A 17,742-nucleotide genomic window follows, 5' to 3' on the forward strand; every position below is an offset into this window, starting at 1 on the left:
AGTGGCTGACTGCGAAGGAGAAGGCCAAGCTCCTCACGCTGGAGCGGCAGGCCGCGCACCGCAACACGTTCCGCAAACGCGGGGAGAAGACCTCCAAGCGGTTGCAGCACACCTACGACCAGATCAAGCAGCTCCGAGCAAAAGCCACGCGACGAGCCCTCAACTGGCAGCACCAGACCACCACCCACCTCGCCCGCACCTACGGCGTGCTGGTGGTCGAACAGCTCAACATCCTCGGCATGACCAAGAGCCCCGCCCCCCAGCCCGACCCCGAGCAGCAGGGCGGGTTCCTGCGCAACGGGGCCAGGGCGAAGGCCGGACTCAACCGCTCCATCGCCCAGGAGGCGTGGGGGCGGACCGTGACGATGCTGACGTACAAGACCGCCCGCTACGGCGGCCGGCTCGTCAAGGTCCCCGCCCCGAACACCTCCCAGCGATGCTCAGCCTGCGGCTGCACCACTCCCGGCAGCCGACAGAGCCAGGAACTGTTCGCCTGCAAGAACCCCGAGTGCGGCTGGACGGCGAACGCCGACTGGAACGCAGCGAGGAACATCTTGCACCTGTACCGGATCGGCCACGTCATCGTGGAGGTCCCGGCCGCCGGAAGGCGCGGTCGCAGGGCGGGTAACACCGTCAAACCCGTCGCCGCAAGGTAGACAGGAATCCCCTTCCTGAGCGCAAGCGAAGGGAGGGGAGAACTTCAACCGGTGCTCAACGAGGACTACGCCGTCAAGATCGCACGGGACTGGAACGTCAAGCACGACGGCGCCGGATACGTCACCCGCTTCGAGGTCGACACCGAGTTCCTGAGCCGCTACCCGGTACAGCAGGCGGGCGGGAAGACCATCCTCGAGCTGTGGGTCCCGGCCGAGGACCTCGACGAGTTCAACGCCCACATCGTGGGCGAGATCCAGGTCGTGCACGAGTTCCGGTGACCGCCAGGGCCAGCTGACGCCGGGCTGATCCGCCAGATAGACCCTAGGCCCGCGCCAAGTGCCGCATCGTCAGCGCCAGTTGGAGCCGCAGTCGGCCCTGCGGAGTGCGCAGCGGCCAGCCGAGCAGGTGCTCGGCCTGGGTCAGCCGGTCCTGGAGCGTGGAGTGGTGCACGTTGATCTCGGCGGCCGCCGCCCGCTGACTCGCCGTATGGGCCACGGCGTGCAGCGTGGCCAGCAGCCCCGGCACCGCCGCGGCCGCCGCTTCGAGGGCGCGGACGTCGGGCGGCGGCTCGGCGCCGGGTACGACGAGGTCGGCGAGCAGGGCGATACCGCCGAGCTCGTCGGCGTACACCACACGCGGGCCGGGATCCTGCGCGGTGCCCTCGGCCGTGAATCGCAGGGCGGTGCGGGCCTGGGCCCAGGAACGGGGCAGGTCGAGCACCGCCATGGCGGGCCCCACCCCCAGGCGCCCGGCGGGCAGTTCGGCCTGCGCGGCGGGCGCCACCATGATCCGGGGCCGGCCGTCGCTCGGCGCCAGAGCCCGCATCCGTACGGCCGGGTCCGCGGGGTCGGCGCCGAGGCGGCGGGCCGCGTGCAGCCGGGCCGGTTCGGGCACCGTGGCGTCCAGCAGCGTCTCCACCAACGCCGGGTCGTCGGCGGGGGAGGCCGGGGCGCGGCCCCGGGTGCGGTCCAGGACCAGCCGAATGGCACCGGCGGCCCGCTCAAGGATCACCGCGTCGACCACGCTCGGCTCGGACGCGGCACGCTCCAGCCACAGCGCCGGGAGGCCGCCGGGCTCCAGCGCGGCACACGGCCAGTCCGCGTCCGGCGGGGTGTCGGTGTCCTTGCGCGCACCGTCGGGCTCGACCCGCACCCGCACGCGCCGGCCGGTGTCCACCAGCCGCGCCGGACACCCGGCCAGCACGGCCGCCCCGCGCACCAGGGCCTCCAGCCCGGCCCTGCTCTCGGACAGCCGGTCGAAGTAGGAGATGACCTGCACCGCGGCCCCGGCATCCGGATCCAGCGCGGTCAGTCGTCCCGCCAGCTCTTTCATACGCACATGGTGCGGTACGGGTCCCGGGAAGGGGAGCCCCGCCCGACCGGTTCGTTCCGGCTCACACCAGGTGGCGGCCGTCGCGGATGGTGCGGACTCACCCGTGGCATGCGCCGGGCGGTGCACCGCCTCGGACGCGGCGACCCCGATCCCGGACGAGGATCGGGGCCCGGTCCGTACAGCGCGTACCTCACCCGCCGATGAGCCTGCGCAGCCACGCCAAGTGTGCCGTCCGGGCCGCCTGCGACAGTGCCGCCTGCGGGGCGAAGCCGTCGAAGCCGTGGAAGCCGCCCGGCCAGACGTGCAGTTCGGCCACGCCGCCGGCCTGCCAGATCCGGGAGGCGTAGGCGACGACCTCGTCGCGGAAGGTCTCCGCGGAGCCGACGTCGAGGAAGGCCGGGGGCAGGCCGGTCAGGTCCTCGGCGCGGGCCGGTGCGGCGTAGGGGGAGACGTCCGGGCCGCCGCGCGAGGCGCCGAGCATCGCCGTCCAGCCGGTCTCGTTGGCCGTACGGTCCCAGACACCCAGGCCCGCCATCTGGTGGGAGGACGGGGTGTCGTTGCGGTCGTCCAGCATCGGGCACATCAGCACCTGGCCGACGAGCTGCGGGCCCTTGCGGTCCCGGGTGAGCAGGGCCAGTGCCGCGCTCAGCCCGCCGCCGGCGCTGGCGCCCGCGACGACGATCCGCTCCGGGTCCGCGCCGAGCTCCGCCGCGTGCTCCGCCGTCCACACCAGGCCGGCGTACGCGTCCTCGATCTGCGCCGGATACGGATCCTCCGGGGCCAGCCGGTACTCCACCGACACCACGACCGCGTCCAGCTCCTTCGCCCACGCCAGCGGCACGTCCACGCCGACCCGGTTGTTCCCGATGATCATGCCACCGCCGTGGACGTGGTAGATGACGGGCCGGGGACCGGAATCGGACGGGGCGGCGGGGCGGCAGATCAGCAGCGAGATGTCGGGCTCGCCCTCGGGCCCGGGCACCGTACGATCCTCGACCTCGAAGAACCCGCCCACGGTCAGGTCGAGCTGGGCCAGCAGCTCGATACCCGGCCCCTGACGCACCAGGTCGATCTCGTCGAGGGTGAGGCCGGGGCGCACCACCTCCTTGATCAGCTCCAGGGCGGCGGCGAGCTCGGGGTCGAACGGCGGCGGAACGTAGGTCATGGTCTCTCCTGACGCGGGGCGCGGCGGCTCTTGTCCGCCATGGTCGCCGCATCGGCCGCCGCCGGGACCGCCGCCGTCCGGCGGAACCTGCCCGCCGAACGGCGGGTAGCCGCTCCATACCAGCTCATGACCTTTTGTTCACCTGTGCGGGGTGGCAGAGATCGCTTTCCATGACGACGCTTTCGAAACCCCCACTCGCACCAGGAGCACCACCCGTGAACGTATCCCTCACCGTCTGGCTGCTGACAGTCGCCGTCCTGTGCGCGCTCGTAGCCGTCGACCTCTTCATCGGCCGCAAGCCGCACGACGTGTCGGTCAAGGAAGCCGGCATCTGGACGATCGTCTGGGTCGTCCTGGCTTGCGTCTTCGGTGTCGGACTGCTGGTCTTCGGCGGTGCCAAGCCCACCGGTGAGTTCTTCGCCGGGTACATCACGGAGAAGTCGCTGAGCGTCGACAACCTCTTCGTGTTCGTCCTGATCATGGGGAAGTTCGCGGTGCCGACGCAGTACCAGCAGCGGGTGCTGATGGTCGGCGTCCTGGTGGCCTTGGTGCTGCGGGCCGTGTTCATCGCCGCGGGCGCGGCGATCATCTCCGCCTTCTCCTGGGTGTTCTATCTCTTCGGCGCCTTCCTGATCTGGACCGCCTGGAAGCTGATCCAGGACGCCCGCAAGGAGGAGCACGAGGAGGAGTACCAGGAGAACAAGCTGCTCAGGGCAGTGGAGAAGCGTTTCGGTGTGGCCGACCGCTACCACGGCACCAAGCTGTGGATCGAGCAGAACGGCAAGCGCGTGATGACGCCGATGCTGGTCGTGATGCTGGCGATCGGCTCCACCGACGTGCTGTTCGCGCTCGACTCGATCCCCGCCATCTACGGGCTGACCCAGGACCCGTACATCGTGTTCACCGCGAACGCCTTCGCCCTGATGGGTCTTCGCCAGCTGTACTTCCTCATCGGCGGACTGCTCAAGAAGCTGGTCCACCTCAGCTACGGCCTGTCGATCATCCTGGGCTTCATCGGCGTCAAGCTGGTGCTGCACGCACTGCACGAGTCCGGGGTGCACGTCCCGGAGATCTCCATCCCGGTCTCCCTCGGCTTCATCGTGCTCGTCCTGACGATCACGACGATCACCAGCCTGCGGGCCTCGAAGAAGCAGGAGGCGCAGGAGGACCAGGTGAAGCAGGGGGCGGCCGAGGCCTCCGGCACCGTGTAGCGCGGGCTCGGCCGGTCGACAGCAACCTGATCACGTTCGGGGTGCCGTCTACCCGCCGATTCCGAAGGTCAGCCCTTTTTGATCATTGTTGAGTGACCTTCGTATGGCGTTGACCAGCCTGACCTGCGCCTCGGCAGGCGCCTGTCTGGCCTGCTCGAACTCCTCCGGACTCACCGGATCCGTCCGTGGGTCGCGTCCTCGCGCCACCGAGCCAAGGAACGCGTTGATGGCGCGGCCGAACGCATCGATCTCGGTGGCGACCTCCCGAGAGGCGATCAGGCTCACGCGCATCAAGGCCGCGTTCCACTCGCCCCAGTCGTAGTCCCAGCCGCGCCGGTCGGCGTGCGCTCGCCTGAGTTCCATCGTGAACCTGGCGTAGTGGCCGAACAGCTCCTGATAGGCGGTAAGTTGCTGGTCACGCAGCTACTGGCGGCCCTGGGCGCGACGGGTGACGAGACCGCCGACCAAAACGCCCACCGTGGCGGAAAGAGCCCCGGCCGCAGTCGTCACCAGTGTGTTCAGCACGCGACCCCCAGACGCCCCGACCTCCCGGCGACACGAACGTACCGGAGAACGGCTCAGTCCGTCTGGGGGGCGGCCTTCGCGCGCATCATCACGCAGTCGAACTCGACCACCCGCCCGGTGGCCGCCTCGCGCGTCACCGGGTACATGCCGGTGATCTCGAAGCCGCTGTCCTCGTACGTCGCCACGGCCTCGCCCATCTTCGGGCTGCCCTCGTACAGCCGCAGTACGGCGACCTCGGACTGCAGGCCCACGAAGTCACCGATGCGGTCCCCGGCGCCGGCGAAGACCTCGAGGTCGTAGCCCTGGGTGTCCATCTTCAGGAACGGGCGCGGCTCGTCGATGCCGTCGAGCGCCTCGTCCACCAGGTCGTCCAGGCGGCGGATGCGGATCTCCTCGGTGCGGGTCTTGGTGAACCGCTGGTAGCGGCCGCGGCCGTACTCGCTGGGCGGCAGCAGGGAGTTCATCGTGTTCCAGCCCGTGTGGATGGAGCTGACCGTGTTCTCGCGGCCCAGGCCGAGGTGGTGCACCTGCCACTCGGGATCCTCCGCGGCGGCCTTCGACAGCCGCTCGAAGGCGTCCGCGGTGGGCTCGAAGGACACGATCCGGCCGGTGTAGCCGAAGCGGCGCAGCCTCCTGGCGTACTGCCCGGCGTTCGCCCCGACGTCGAAGACGCAGTTCACGCCGTAGAAGCCGAGCATCGCGGCGACGTGCTGCGTGCACAGGTACTCGGCGGCCGCCAGCTGCACCCTGCGCTCGTCCTCTCCGGCCTGCTCGTCGAGCAGCAGCCGTGCGCCGCTGTCGCCGAGTGGGACGCTCTGCCACCGGCCCGGGGCCTTGGTCCGCGCCACCACCCAGGTGTCCTTGCCGGCGCCGGTCACCGCGTACCGGCCGTCGTCTCTGGTGAGCAGGTCGGCGCCCGGCCCGAGCGGGGTGCGGGCCCGTCCGCCGCGCCGGGAGACCACCGCGTCACCCGGTCCGAGGTCGGTCACCTGCACGCCCAGTCGGGGCATCAGCTTGAGCAGTCGTCGGTAGAGGGTCTGCATCCGGTCACCCTTCCAGACGTGACCGGAAGTGGTCCTCGCTTTGAACGAACTTGGTCTTGCCTGTGAACTCGCCCTGCCGCCAGGTGCCGGGCGAGCGCCACCGCGGTCAGCGCGGCGACCACCGTGCATACCCCTGACCAGCCGAAACGGGCGTAGGCGCGGGCGCCCAGCCAGGAGCCGGCCGTGCCGCCGAGGTAGGCGCAGGTCATGTACGCGGTGGTGAGCCGACTGCGGACGCCCGCGCCGAGGCCGTAGATCCGCACCTGGTTGGCGACCATCCCGGACTGCATCCCGACGTCGAGCAGCAGCGTGCCGACCACCAGCGCGGCCATGCCGCCCGCCCCGCCGAGCCCGCCGAAGGCCAGGACCGGCGCCGAGACGCCGACCACCGCGAAGCAGACGAGGTTCACCGCATCCGGTCCCCGCCGGTCCACGATCCGTCCCGCCACCGGGGTGCACAGCATGGTCGCCGCGTTGACCAGCGCGAGCAGCCCGGCCGACCGCGCACTCAGGCCGTACACCGGGCCCGTCAGCAGCAGGGCCACGCCGGTCCACACGGCGGAGAATCCGGCGAACACCGCGGCCTGGTAGAGGCTGGAGCGGCGCAGCTCGGGTTCGGTGCGCAGCAGGCGCAGCGGCTCGGCGAGCAGGGCCGGGTAGCGGTGCGTGGCGGGCGGGGCAGTGGCGGGCAGGGCGCGGGACAGGAGGGCGGCGACCGTCAGGGACAGCGCCGCGGACAGGGCGTACGGGGCCCGCCAGCCCAGCCAGTCGCCGAGGGCGCCGCCGAAGGTGCGCGAGAGCAGCATGCCGGCGATGGATCCGCTCAGCAGGGTGCCGCCGACCACTCCGCGGCGCTGGGCGGGCACCAGACCGGCCGCGAGCGGGCCGGCGAGCGGGGCGATCACCGTCGTCACACCGACCAGGACACTCGCGGCGGCGAGCGGCAGCAGCGTCCGCACGCTGCTCGCGGCGAGCAGGCCCACTCCGGTCAGCGTCAGCAGTGTGACGATCAGCCGCCGCGGGGCCAGCCGGTCGCCGAGCGGGACGAGCAGGAAGATCCCCGCCGCGTACCCGAACTGCGTCGCGGTCACCACCGAGGCGGCCGCACCGGGGGAGACGCCGAGGCCGGTGGCCACCAACGGGCTGATCGCCTGCGGGAAGTAGACGTTGCCCACGGCGACCCCGCAGGTCAGGGACAGCAGCAGAATCAGCCGGTGCCCGGCGGTAGGCTGCCGGGAGTTGTGATCCGTCATGTGCCGAAGTCCACGGCAGTGACGGGCGGTTGCCAAAGGATGTAGCCGGAGGCTTAATGATCAGCTTCCTGCTCGACGTCGAGGACCTGGCGGACACCCGGTTCGCGATCTCGCCGTTGCGCGAGGTCATGGGCAGCCTACGAGCCCTCCGCGCGCCGGCCCTCTTCCCGCTGCACGTCCCCTGGCGCCGCTCCGTCCTCGCCCGCCTCGCCCCTGCCGACGCCCGGCTGCTGACGGCGCTGGTCGGCGAGAGTCTGGCCCTGCCCGACTTCCTCACGCCCCGCCCGAGGACCTTCGCGCCCACCATCGACGATCAGTTGGCCGTCGTACGCGCCACGCCCGACGACGTCGTACGACGCGATCTGTACGCGGCGCACGCACCGCACCCTCTGCCCCAGGCGCTGCGGCAGATCGCCGCACCCGGTGCGGCGCCCGTCGCGGAGTTGCTGGAGGAGGTGTGTGAACTCCTGCTCCGTTACTGGGAGTTGGCGCTGCTGCCGGACTGGCCTCGGATGCGGCTCGTGCTGGAGGCCGACATCACCCACCGGGCCCGGCAACTGGCCACGGGCGGGGCCCAGTTCCTCTTCTCCGACCTGCACCGCAATGTGCGCTGGCAGGACGGGGAACTGCGCATCGACCGGATGATCGGCCGCCACCGGGTGGACGCGGCAGGGCGCGGACTGCGCCTGGTGCCGTCCCTGTTCGCGCACAAGCCCGCGCCGCCGCTCGGCGCCGACGAATCCCCGATGCTGGCCTACCCGAGCCGGGGCGCCGCCACCTTGTGGGAACCCGCCCCCGACCCCGATTCCTCGGCGCTGTCCGCGCTGCTCGGCGCGCCCCGGACCACGGTCTTGCGGCTGCTCGCCGAACCCCTGCCCACCGTAGAGATCGCCCGTCTGCTCGGCGTGACACCCAGCGCCGTCTCCCAGCACCTGAAGGTGCTGCACGCGACCGGGCTCGTCACACGGGCCCGCGACGGGCGCCGCGTGCTGTACCGGCGCAGCACGCTCGGGGACCAACTCGCCGCCGGTGCTTGACTTCGAGAGCGCTCGAAGATCTAGCGTCACCGAAGACGGTGACACAGACGGGCCGCGCGGACGGAGACGGGCATGCGGGTGGGCGTACACATCAACCGGTTCGACAACAGCGGCGGAGCGCACGCACTCGGCGCCGAACTCGCCGCCGCGGGCGCCGCCGCCGAGGCGGCCGGGGTCAGCTGGCTGTCCGTCATGGACCACTACTTCCAGATGGAGTTCAACGGCGGCGCCGAGGACCCCATGCTGGAGGCCTACACCACCCTCGGCTACCTCGCCGCGCAGACCTCCACGATCCGGCTCGGCGCGCTGGTGACCGGCGTGACCTACCGCCACCCCGGCCTGCTCGCCAAGATCGCCACCACGCTGGACGTGCTGTCCGGCGGCCGCGCCACCCTCGGCATCGGGGCCGCCTGGTACGACCGGGAGCACGAAGGGCTCGGCGTCGCCTTCCCGCCGCTCGCCGAGCGCTTCGAACGGCTGGAGGAAGCGCTGCGGATCTGTCTGCAGATGTGGGACCCGGAGGTGAACGGCCCCTTCGAGGGCAAGCACTACCGGCTGGCGGAGACGCTGTGCGTACCGGCGCCGGTCAGCAGCCCGCACCCCGAGATCATGATCGGCGGAAGCGGCGAGAAGAAGACCCTGCGCCTGGTCGCCAGATACGGGGACGCGTGCAACCTGTTCGCGACGTCGCCGGAGGAGGTCCGCCACAAGCTCGACGTGCTGCGCGGGCACTGCGAGACGGAGGGGCGCGACTACGACGCGATCCGCAAGACCGTCGCCTACTCCGGCGCCCCGGCCACCGAGGGCGACCTCGACGCCTTCACCCGCGACATCGGCGGCTACACGAAGCTCGGCATCGACACCGTGATCCTGTCGCCGCGCCTCGGTGAGACGTCCGCGTGGATGGAGCGCTTCGTCGCCCCGGCTGCCGGGCGGCTGGCCGAACTGGCCTGAGCCCGGCCCGGGTTCGGGCCGGTACGACACGGTCAGGAGGCTTCCGGCCGGGTGCAGGCGGCGGGGCGGCTGCGGGAGACGATGCGCGTGCCGCAGTTGTCGACCATCCGGACCTGCAGCGAGCCGCAGGCGCAGCGGGTCCACAGTGTGCTGCCCGCGGCCGTGGCGTGCCGGGACACCACCTGGAAGGGCTCGGCGCCGTCGGGCCAGCCGCAGTGCGGGCAGGCGGTGCCGGTGGTGCTGGTCATGGCGGCGAACTCCTTGTACGTGGGATCTGGTGACCGTCGCGACACCCCCAGGGTGCGGCACAGGATTCGTACACGTCCAGGTTGACTTTCTGGACGTCACCTTGAAGCGTGGGCTTCATGATTGACCTGCGCCGACTGCACGTCCTGAGGGCGGTGGCCCACTACGGCACGGTCACCGCGGCCGCCCGCGCCCTGCACTTCACCCCGTCCGCGGCCTCCCAGCAGATCCGCCAGCTCGCCCGTGACCTCGACGTCGACCTCCTGGAGCCGCAGGGCCGCGGGGTCCGGCTCACCCCGGCCGCCGAGAGCCTGCTCGCGCACGCCGACGCGATCGAGGCCCGGTGGCTGCAGGCAGAACTCGACCTGCAGGCCGATCACTGCGACCCGGCCGGACCATTGCGGGTGAGCGGCTTTCCCGTGGCCGTCTCCGTGCTGCTCGCGCCGATGGCCGCCCGGCTGCAGGAACGCCATCCACGGCTGTCCGTGCGCATCCAGGAGACCGGGGTGCCGGAGAGCTTCGACCTGCTCTTCGAGAGCGAGACCGACCTGGCCATCGTCGAGGCCACCCCGCACAACCCTCCGCTGAGCGACGCCCGCTTCGACCAACAGCCGCTGCTGGACGACCCGTTCGATCTCGTCGTACCGGAGGATCATCCGCTGGCCGGGCGGGCTCGGGTCGACCTCTCGGACGCGGCGCACGAGACCTGGATCGCCCCGGTGCCCGACAGCCCCTGCCGCCCGCACGTGATGTCCGCGTGCGGGGAGGCCGGGTTCAGTCCGGACGTCGTCCATCACGCGCTGGACTGGAACGTCACCGCCCACCTGGTCGCCAACCGGCTCGGCGTCGCCCTGATCCCCCGGCTGGCCCACCTCACCCCGCACCTGCCGATCGCCCGCGTGCGCTGCACCGGCAACCCGCACCGCAAACTGCTCACCTGCACCCGCCGCGGCGGCCGGGAGCGCCCCGCGGTCGCGGTCGCGCTGCAGGAACTGCGGGAACTGGCGCCGACGGCGGTGGCCTGACGCGCGGATCCCATGCGGGGGGCACGAAGGCTGGACGCACGGGTTCCGGCACGGGCCCGGCGTGCAGAAGGGCCGGAGCTGGTCGGCTCCGGCCCTTCAGGGGTGTGTCCGTGCAGGTCAGGCGGCAGCGACCTGGCCCGCGTGGCCGTGCAGGCTCGCGATCACCTCGGTCAGCTGCTCGGCGACCTCGGTGTCGTCGGCCGGGTGGGTCTCGGCGAAGCGGACCACGGAGCCGGGGATGGAAAGCTTGACGTCCTCCAGCACCTTGGCGCCGGCGATACCCAGGGACTTGCGGGTCTCGTCCTGCGCCCAGACGCCGCCGAACTGGCCGAACGCGGTGCCGACCACGGCGGCGGGCTTGCCGCCGAAGGCGCCGGCGCCGTACGGGCGGGACAGCCAGTCGATGGCGTTCTTCAGGACGGCCGGGATGGTGCCGTTGTACTCGGGGGAGAAGAGCAGGAAGCCGTCGGCGGCCTGCGCGGCCTCACGGAGCTTCGCGGCGGGGGCCGGGACGCTGCCCTCGACGTCGATGTCCTCGTTGTAGAACGGGATCTCGGCGAGACCCTCGAAGATCTCCACGTCCGCACCCTCGGGCGCGAACTTGACGGCCGCCTCGGCGAGCTGGCGGTTGTGCGAACCGGCACGGAGACTGCCGACGAGCGCGAGGATACGAACAGACATGCGAACTCCAAGGGGCTGAAACATTGCCGTAACGATCCGGACCGAGGTCCGCTTAAACTTTCTAGCACCCTAAGCGGACCGCGGTCCAGTTTTGTTCCCGATGCTTTACGCTGTCTTCATGTCCGCCTCCCTGCCGCCCTTCCCGAAGCCCCAGGAGCCCTTCGAGACGCCCCAGTTGCTGGAGGTCGGCCCGGCGGCGCCCGACGAGCCCTGCCTGCGGGCCGACGCGGCCCGCAACCGCGCCCGGCTGCTGGAGGCCGCCACGCGTCTGATCGCGGAGCACGGGGTGGCCGGGGTCACGATGGAGGCCGTGGCCGCGGCGGCGAAGGTGGGCAAGGGAACCGTCTTCCGGCGCTTCGGCGACCGCACCGGACTGCTGACGGCGCTGCTGGATCACTCGGCGAAGAAGCTGCAGGCCGACTTCCTCGGCGGGCCCCCGCCGCTGGGTCCCGGCGCGCCCGCGATCGAGCGGCTGCGGGCGTTCGGCGTGGCGGTGCTCTATCGCGCGGTCGAGCAGCTGGACCTGCAGCTGGCCGCCCAGCCGGAACCGACCCGCAGGTTCTCCCACCCCTCGCTGCGGGCGATGCACACGCATGTGCTGGTCCTGCTGCGGCAGATCGTCCCGGACGCCGACTGCGAACTCCTCGCCCAGACGCTGATGGGCTATCTCGACCCCGCCCTGATCCACCATCTGACCCGGCAGTGCGGGATGCCCATGGAGCGCCTGGAGGCCGGCTGGGTCGACCTGGTCGACCGCGTCACCGGCACCCGACCCTCCTGCTGAGCTCGCCTCAGGCGTGGGCGGCGAACATGTCCAGCAGGCCCTGCGGTGCGTCGGCGCGGAACAGCATCGCGCCACTGCGCGCCGACTCGGCGGCGAACAACTCGCTGCGGGGGAACATCTTCTCCTCGTAGGCGGCCAGGGCCGCCTCGGTGTCGCCCGGGTGCGCGGCCAGGGCCCGTCCCAGTTCCGCGCCGTCCAGCAGCGCCAGGTTGGCACCCTCGCCCGCGAACGGGGACATCAGATGCGCGGCATCCCCGAGCAGCGTGACGCCCGGGACGCGCTCCCAGCGATGCCCGACCGGCAGGGCATGGATGCGTCGCGGGACCAGGGCCCCGTCGGCGTCGTCGACCAGCGCCCGCAGGCTCTTGTCCCAGTCCGCGAAGTGCTCCAGTACGGCCGCCCTGGCCGCTTCGGCGTCGGTGAAGTCGATGCCGTCGAGCCACTCCTCGGCGGCCTCCAGCGCGACGTAGATGTGCAGGCTGCCGTCGGTCTCGCGGTGCGCGAGGAAGCCCCGCCCCGCCCCGAGCGCGAACAGCATGCCGCCGCCGACCACCTCGGCGCTCACCGGATGGCGCAGGTCCGCGTCGGGCAGGTCCACCTCGACGAACGAGACACCGGTGTAGGCGGGCTGGGCGTCCGAGACCAGCGGACGGATCCGCGACCAGGCGCCGTCGGCGCCGACCAGCAGGTCCGTGGTGAACACCGTGCCGTCCGCGAGCGCCACCTCGTGCCGGCCGCCACCGAGCGGCCGCGCCGCGGTGACCTTCGCACCCCAGCGGACGGTGCCCTCGGGCAGTGAGCCGAGCAGCAGGTCGCGCAGGTCGCCGCGGTCGATCTCGGGGCGACCGCCGTGGCCGTCGTCGGCCCGCTCCAGGCGGACCACCGCGTCCTTGTCGAGGACCCGCAAGGCTTCGCCGCCCGGATGCACCAGCGCCCGGAACTCCTCGTAGAGCCCGGCCGCACGCAGCGCCGTCTGCCCGGACTCCTCGTGGATGTCGAGCATGCCGCCCTGCGTGCGGGCGGCGGGGGAGGCGTCCAGGTCGAAGAGGGCGGCCTCGATGCCGTGCACCTGCAGCACACGGGCGAGTGCGAGACCGCCGAGACCGGCGCCGACGACGGCTATGGGGTGATGCGTGGTCATGTCGTACTCCTTCAGGTCGGTCGGTACGGCGGTCCGCCCGCAGGTCGGTCGGGCCTGGCGGTCCACCCTCGGGGCGCCGGGTAGGCCGGTGGCCCTCAGGTCGTTCGGGTGCGGCGGTCCGCCGGATCAATCGGGTACGGCGGTCCGCTCGATGCCGGCGATCAGCGTCCGCAGCCCCCACGACAGTCGGGCCTCGGGCGCCCCCGACAGCAGGTCGCCGCGGAGCGCGGCGATGTGCGGATGGGTGCGCTCGGAGATGTCGCGGACGGCGCGGCGCAGGGCGTCCCAGTCCTCCTCGGACTGCCCTTCGCCGGCGTGCTCGGCGGCCGTCGCGGTGGCGTGCTGGAGCAGCAGGTCCACGCCCCACGCGGCCTGCGCAGGCGGGACGCCGCCCTCGTCGAGCAGGGCCAGCAGCGTCTCGATCAGGTTCAGGTAGTGCGGGCCGCTCGGCCAGGCCGTCAGCGCGGAGCGGGCCAGGCTCGGGTGCTCGAAGAGCATCGCGGTGTATGAGGTGAGCACCTGCTCCAGCCGCTCCCGCCACGAACCCTCGGCCGGGGCCGGCCCGACCGTCCCCAGCAGTTCGTCCAGGACAGCGGCGTGCAGCTCCGCGGTGTTGCGGACGTACACGTACAGCGAGGCCGGGCCGGTGTCGAGCTCCTGGGCCAGGCGCCGCATGGTCACCTTCTGCAGCCCCTCGGCCCGCAGCACCGCAACGGCCGCGGCCACGATGCCCTCCCTGGTCAGAGCGGGCTTGGCAGGGCGCTCACGGCGGCTGCGCGGGGTGTCGGGGCGGTCTGTCATGCCACCACGGTAACGAACATGTTCGCTCCGAACAAGTTCGTGACGAACATGTTCGTAAAATGGCTGAGGACCCTCGCCCCTACCTGCGCGAGGCTGCCGCGCGCTACGGCTTGATTGCGAAGTTCCCCCACCCGGAGCCGTCGGCGAAGGTTCTGCAAAGATGCCGTACGTCATGGTGCAGATACCGAAAACGCCCGCGTCCTCGTCGCCCGCACCGCGCTCCGTGCCCACGAGTGCCGATGTGGCCCGCCTGGCCGGCGTCTCGCGCGCGACCGTTTCCTACGTCCTCAACAACACCAGTGCCGTACGGATCAGCGAGCCCACGCGGCGCCGGGTCCACGAGGCCGCGAAGGAACTCGGATACGTGCCGCACGCGGCCGCCCGCAGTCTGCGCGCCGGGCACAGCCGCATGGTCCTGATGCCCGCGCCGACCTTCCCTGTCGGCCCGCTCTACAGCCAGTTCCTCAGCGATCTGCAGATGGCACTCGGCCGCCTCGACTACACGGTCGTGCAGCACGGCAGCGTCGGCCTGCACGGTGACGAGGCCGCCCGCGCCTGGGCCGAGCTGCGCCCGGTCGCCGTCCTGGTGCCCGGCGGCTCCGGCCTCGTGGGCCCGAAGGGCGTCACGGTGCTCAAGCGCTCCGGCGCCCGCGCCGTCGTCACCCTCGGCCCCGACTCCGTCGAGGGCGCCCACGCCCTGCTGATGGACCACGAGACCGTCGGCCACTGCGCCGGCAGCCACCTCTTCGACCGAGGCCGGCGGCGCGTCGGCGTCGTCGTGCCCGAGGAGGACGGCCTGGAGGCCTTCTCCCTGCCCCGTCTCCACGGCGTGCGCCGCGCCCTGCACGCCACCGACGCCACGGTCACCGAACTGCCCCTCGCCTACGACGAGGGATCCGCCGCCCGCCTCGCCGCCCGCTGGCGCGCACTCGACCTCGACGCCGTGTTCGCGTACAACGACGAGTACGCGATGCTGCTGATGCGCGCCCTGCAGGACCAGGGCGTGCGCATACCCGAGGACACGGCCGTCATCGGCGCCGACGACCTCATGCTCGGCCGGCTCCTGCGGCCCCGGCTGAGCACGGTCCACATCGAGCTGCCGTCCGGCCGCGACCTCGCCGAACTGGTCGACCGCGCGGTCCGCAACCCCGGCGCCGCGCCCGAGACACACAAGGTACTGGGAGCCACGGTGGTCCACCGCGACTCCAGCTGAACCCCCGGGAGGCGGGCATGCGCACGACGGTCGGCATCATCGGCGGCGGCCCCGCCGGACTGCTCCTGGCCCGGCTGCTGCACCGCACGGGCATCGACTGCGTCGTCCTGGAGGCCAGGGACCGGGAGTACGTCGAGCAGCGCCAGCGCGCCGGAATGCTGGAGCAGGGCACGGTCGACGCGCTGCGCGCCTGCGGCGCCGCCGAACGCCTGGAGGCCGAGGGCCTGGTCCACCAGGGCATCGAGCTGCGCTTCGACCGCGAACGCCACCACATCGACTTCCCCGCCCTCACCGGCGGCCGTACCGTCACGATCTACGCCCAGACCGAGATCGTGAAGGACCTCGTCGCCCTCCAACTGGCCGACGGGCCACCGCTGTTGTTCGAGGCCGAGGCCCTCGAGATCGAGAAGCCGGAGAGCGCCTCACCCGTGGTGCGCTTCCTGCACGAGGGCCGCGAGCAGACCCTGAGCTGCGACTGGGTGATCGGCTGCGACGGCTTCCACGGCATCTCCCGCGACACCTTCCCACCCGAGACCGGCCGCTCGTACGCGCACGACTATCCGTACTCCTGGCTCGGGATCCTCGCCGACGTGGCGCCCTCCTGCGACGAGCTGATCTACGCGCGCGGGGAGAACGGCTTCGCCCTGCACAGCATGCGCTCCCCGCACGTATCCCGCCTCTACCTGCAGGTCCCCAACGGCACCGACCCCGACGACTGGCCCGACGAGCGCATCTGGGACGAGCTCGCCGCCCGCTTCGCCATCGACGCCGACTGGACCCTGCACCGCGGCCCGATCACCGCCAAGGCCGTGACCCCGATGCGCAGCTACGTCCACGAGCCGATGCGGCACGGCCGGCTGCTGCTGGCCGGGGACGCCGCCCACATCGTGCCGCCGACCGGCGCCAAGGGCCTCAACCTCGCCGTCTCCGACATCCGCGTCCTCGGCCGCGCCTTCGCCGAGTGGCACCGCACCGGATCCGAGCAACTCCTCGACACCTATTCGCAGATGTGCCTCGAGCGCGTGTGGCAGGCCACGCGATTCTCGTACGACATGACTAAGATGTTGCACGCTCAACCAGATGGGGATGCGTTCGAGAACCGACTGCAGCTCGCACGGCTGCGCCGGATCGCCTCATCCCGCCACGCGGCGGCCGAACTGGCCGCGAACTACTCGGGACTTCCACTCATGATCTGAGTCCCGCCGGTGACGAAACGGAGAGCCGTCATGCCGTTGCTCGACCCGAAGACCTGGCAGTCCCGCCCCCTGTCGGGACCGGAGTACGCCGTTACGGAGCCCGCCACCGGGGACACCCTCGCCACCGTCACCCTCGCCTCGGCCGCGGACGTCGGCCCGGCCGCCACGGCCGCCCGCGCCGCCCAGGCCGACTGGGCCCGCGTCCCGCACTTCGTCCGCGCCGGAGTGCTGCGCAAGGCCGGCGACCTGTTCGCCGCGCACGCCGACGAGCTGCGCGAATGGCTCGTCCGCGAGCCCGGCAACATCCCCGGCAAGGCCGACTTCGAACTGCACGTCGCCGCCCAGGAGTGCTACGAGGCCGCCGCCCTCGCCTCCCGCCCGGCCGGACAGATCCTGCCCAGCGAGGCACCCCGGCTGTCCTACACGCGGCGCGTCCCGGTCGGTGTGGTCGGCGTGATCTCCCCGTTCAACGCCCCGCTGATCCTCTCGATCCGCTCGGTCGCCCCGGCCCTCGCGCTCGGCAACGCGGTCGTCCTGAAGCCGGACCCGCGCACCGCGGTCTCCGGCGGCCTCCTCATCTCCGCGATCTTCGCCGAGGCGGGTCTGCCCGAGAACCTGCTGCACGTGCTGCCCGGTGGCCCCGACGCCGGCCAGGCCCTGGTCGCCGACCCGCAGATCCCCGTCATCTCCTTCACCGGCTCCACGGCGGCGGGCCGCGCCGTCGGCGAGGCGGCCGGCCGCCACCTCAAGCGCGTCCACCTCGAACTCGGCGGCAACTCCGCCCTGGTCGTGCTCGAGGACGCCGACCTCGACGCGGTGATCTCGACGGCCGCCTGGGGCTCGTTCTTCCACCAGGGCCAGATCTGCATGACGACCGGCCGCCACCTCGTCCACCAGTCCCTGTACGAGGAGTACGTCGAGCGCCTCGCCGCCAAGGCCGACTCCCTCGCGGTCGGCGACCCGCACCGCGAACAGGTCCACCTCGGCCCGATCATCGACGACAACCAGCTCGCCAAGATCCACGGCCTGGTGCAGGCCAGCACGGCCGGCGGCGCCAAGCTGGCCGCCGGCGGCACCCACGAGAAGCTCTTCTACCGGCCGACCGTCCTCGCCGGCGTCGACGACCACACCCCCGCCTACGCCGAGGAGGTCTTCGGCCCGGTCGCACCCGTACGGGCCTTCGCCACCCCCGACGAGGCGGCCGCCCTGGCCTCGGCGGGCGAATACGGCCTCTCCCTGGGCATCGTCACCCAGGATGCGGCCCGCGGCCTCGACCTCGCCGAGCGCATCCCGACCGGCATCGTCCACATCAACGACCAGACGGTCAACGACGAGGCCGTGGCGCCCTTCGGCGGCGTCGCCGCGTCCGGCACCGGCGCCCGCTTCGGCGGCGAGGCCAACCTGGAGGCCTTCACCGACGTGCGCTGGACGACGGTGCGCGGGGACGTGGCGCCGTACCCCTTCTAGATCTGCCGGAG

Annotated in this window: 18 protein-coding genes and 1 pseudogene; 10 read left to right on the forward strand and 9 right to left on the reverse strand. The window is 72.0% G+C overall.

Going from position 1 to position 17,742, the window contains the following annotated elements:
- Positions 1-656, forward strand: a 656-nt coding sequence (locus tag ABZ880_RS42830; protein ID WP_361275260.1) for a transposase, incomplete at its 5' end; no start/stop codon positions are given.
- A gap of 48 nt (positions 657-704) precedes the next feature.
- Positions 705-935, forward strand: a pseudogene (locus ABZ880_RS42835) (hypothetical protein); the annotation flags it as partial.
- Between the two features lie 43 nt (positions 936-978).
- Here ABZ880_RS42835 and ABZ880_RS42840 read toward each other — a convergent pair.
- Positions 979-1,989, reverse strand: coding sequence for a helix-turn-helix domain-containing protein (locus ABZ880_RS42840; RefSeq protein ID WP_361275262.1), 1,011 nt, complete (start codon positions 1,987-1,989; stop codon positions 979-981).
- A gap of 190 nt (positions 1,990-2,179) precedes the next feature.
- Positions 2,180-3,154 (reverse strand): alpha/beta hydrolase, encoded by a 975-nt coding sequence (locus tag ABZ880_RS42845; protein WP_361275265.1) that lies wholly within the window; start codon positions 3,152-3,154, stop codon positions 2,180-2,182.
- A 215-nt stretch (positions 3,155-3,369) separates the two neighbouring features.
- On the opposite strand from ABZ880_RS42845, the gene ABZ880_RS42850 reads away from it, so the two are divergent.
- Positions 3,370-4,365 (forward strand): TerC family protein, encoded by a 996-nt coding sequence (locus tag ABZ880_RS42850; protein WP_361275266.1) that lies wholly within the window; start codon positions 3,370-3,372, stop codon positions 4,363-4,365.
- 48 nt (positions 4,366-4,413) lie between these two features.
- Here the strand turns inward: ABZ880_RS42850 and ABZ880_RS42855 are convergent, their stop codons facing one another.
- The 3 genes from ABZ880_RS42855 to ABZ880_RS42865 all read right to left on the reverse strand — a co-directional run bounded on the left by ABZ880_RS42855 (position 4,414) and on the right by ABZ880_RS42865 (position 7,186).
- Positions 4,414-4,728 (reverse strand): hypothetical protein, encoded by a 315-nt coding sequence (locus ABZ880_RS42855; protein ID WP_361275268.1) that lies wholly within the window; start codon positions 4,726-4,728, stop codon positions 4,414-4,416.
- A 215-nt stretch (positions 4,729-4,943) separates the two neighbouring features.
- The gene (locus tag ABZ880_RS42860; RefSeq protein ID WP_361275271.1) at positions 4,944-5,933 is read right to left on the reverse strand and encodes an FkbM family methyltransferase; all 990 of its coding nucleotides are present in this window, start codon (positions 5,931-5,933) and stop codon (positions 4,944-4,946) included.
- Positions 5,900-7,186, reverse strand: a complete 1,287-nt coding sequence (locus tag ABZ880_RS42865; protein WP_361275274.1) for an MFS transporter — start codon at positions 7,184-7,186, stop codon at positions 5,900-5,902. Before ABZ880_RS42865 ends, ABZ880_RS42860 begins: the two co-directional genes overlap by 34 nt.
- A 56-nt stretch (positions 7,187-7,242) precedes the next feature.
- Here ABZ880_RS42865 and ABZ880_RS42870 point away from each other — a divergent pair, with 56 nt between their 5' ends.
- Entirely contained in the window at positions 7,243-8,223 is a 981-nt protein-coding gene (locus tag ABZ880_RS42870; RefSeq protein ID WP_361275276.1) for a metalloregulator ArsR/SmtB family transcription factor, read from the forward strand.
- Positions 8,224-8,295: 72 nt separating this feature from the next.
- Positions 8,296-9,177 (forward strand): LLM class F420-dependent oxidoreductase, encoded by an 882-nt coding sequence (locus ABZ880_RS42875; protein ID WP_361275278.1) that lies wholly within the window; start codon positions 8,296-8,298, stop codon positions 9,175-9,177.
- Between the two features lie 32 nt (positions 9,178-9,209).
- Here the strand turns inward: ABZ880_RS42875 and ABZ880_RS42880 are convergent, their stop codons facing one another.
- On the reverse strand, positions 9,210-9,425 hold the full coding sequence (locus ABZ880_RS42880) for a hypothetical protein (protein WP_361275280.1): 216 nt from the start codon (positions 9,423-9,425) through the stop codon (positions 9,210-9,212).
- A gap of 117 nt (positions 9,426-9,542) precedes the next feature.
- On the opposite strand from ABZ880_RS42880, the gene ABZ880_RS42885 reads away from it, so the two are divergent.
- Positions 9,543-10,448 carry a LysR family transcriptional regulator gene (locus tag ABZ880_RS42885; RefSeq protein ID WP_361275510.1) on the forward strand — a complete coding sequence of 302 codons (906 nt, stop codon included), beginning with the start codon at positions 9,543-9,545 and terminating at the stop codon, positions 10,446-10,448.
- Positions 10,449-10,565: 117 nt separating this feature from the next.
- On the opposite strand, the gene ABZ880_RS42890 is transcribed toward ABZ880_RS42885, so the two are convergent.
- Positions 10,566-11,129 carry an NAD(P)H-dependent oxidoreductase gene (locus ABZ880_RS42890; RefSeq protein WP_361275282.1) on the reverse strand — a complete coding sequence of 188 codons (564 nt, stop codon included), beginning with the start codon at positions 11,127-11,129 and terminating at the stop codon, positions 10,566-10,568.
- A gap of 100 nt (positions 11,130-11,229) precedes the next feature.
- On the opposite strand from ABZ880_RS42890, the gene ABZ880_RS42895 reads away from it, so the two are divergent.
- A complete protein-coding gene (locus ABZ880_RS42895; protein ID WP_361275284.1) occupies positions 11,230-11,913 on the forward strand; it encodes a TetR/AcrR family transcriptional regulator in 684 nt (227 codons plus the stop codon).
- Between the two features lie 7 nt (positions 11,914-11,920).
- On the opposite strand, the gene ABZ880_RS42900 is transcribed toward ABZ880_RS42895, so the two are convergent.
- Both ABZ880_RS42900 and ABZ880_RS42905 read right to left on the reverse strand, forming a co-directional pair.
- Positions 11,921-13,054: an NAD(P)/FAD-dependent oxidoreductase gene (locus tag ABZ880_RS42900; RefSeq protein ID WP_361275287.1), complete on the reverse strand. Its 1,134-nt coding sequence runs from the start codon at positions 13,052-13,054 to the stop codon at positions 11,921-11,923.
- 126 nt (positions 13,055-13,180) lie between these two features.
- Complete coding sequence (locus tag ABZ880_RS42905; protein ID WP_361275289.1) at positions 13,181-13,855, reverse strand: TetR/AcrR family transcriptional regulator C-terminal domain-containing protein; 675 nt, start codon at positions 13,853-13,855, stop codon at positions 13,181-13,183.
- 160 nt (positions 13,856-14,015) lie between these two features.
- On the opposite strand from ABZ880_RS42905, the gene ABZ880_RS42910 reads away from it, so the two are divergent.
- From ABZ880_RS42910 to ABZ880_RS42920, 3 genes are read left to right on the forward strand one after another with little or no spacing between them, the layout of a single operon-like run.
- Positions 14,016-15,068 (forward strand): LacI family DNA-binding transcriptional regulator, encoded by a 1,053-nt coding sequence (locus ABZ880_RS42910; protein WP_361275291.1) that lies wholly within the window; start codon positions 14,016-14,018, stop codon positions 15,066-15,068.
- 17 nt (positions 15,069-15,085) lie between these two features.
- Positions 15,086-16,264, forward strand: coding sequence for a 4-hydroxybenzoate 3-monooxygenase (locus tag ABZ880_RS42915; protein WP_361275294.1), 1,179 nt, complete (start codon positions 15,086-15,088; stop codon positions 16,262-16,264).
- Between the two features lie 30 nt (positions 16,265-16,294).
- Complete coding sequence (locus ABZ880_RS42920) at positions 16,295-17,731, forward strand: aldehyde dehydrogenase family protein (protein ID WP_361275296.1); 1,437 nt, start codon at positions 16,295-16,297, stop codon at positions 17,729-17,731.
- Positions 17,732-17,742 lie beyond the last annotated feature (11 nt).

Origin of the sequence: Streptomyces sp. NPDC047043, from assembly GCF_040644055.1 — a bacterium.
Taxonomy (GTDB): domain Bacteria; phylum Actinomycetota; class Actinomycetes; order Streptomycetales; family Streptomycetaceae; genus Streptomyces.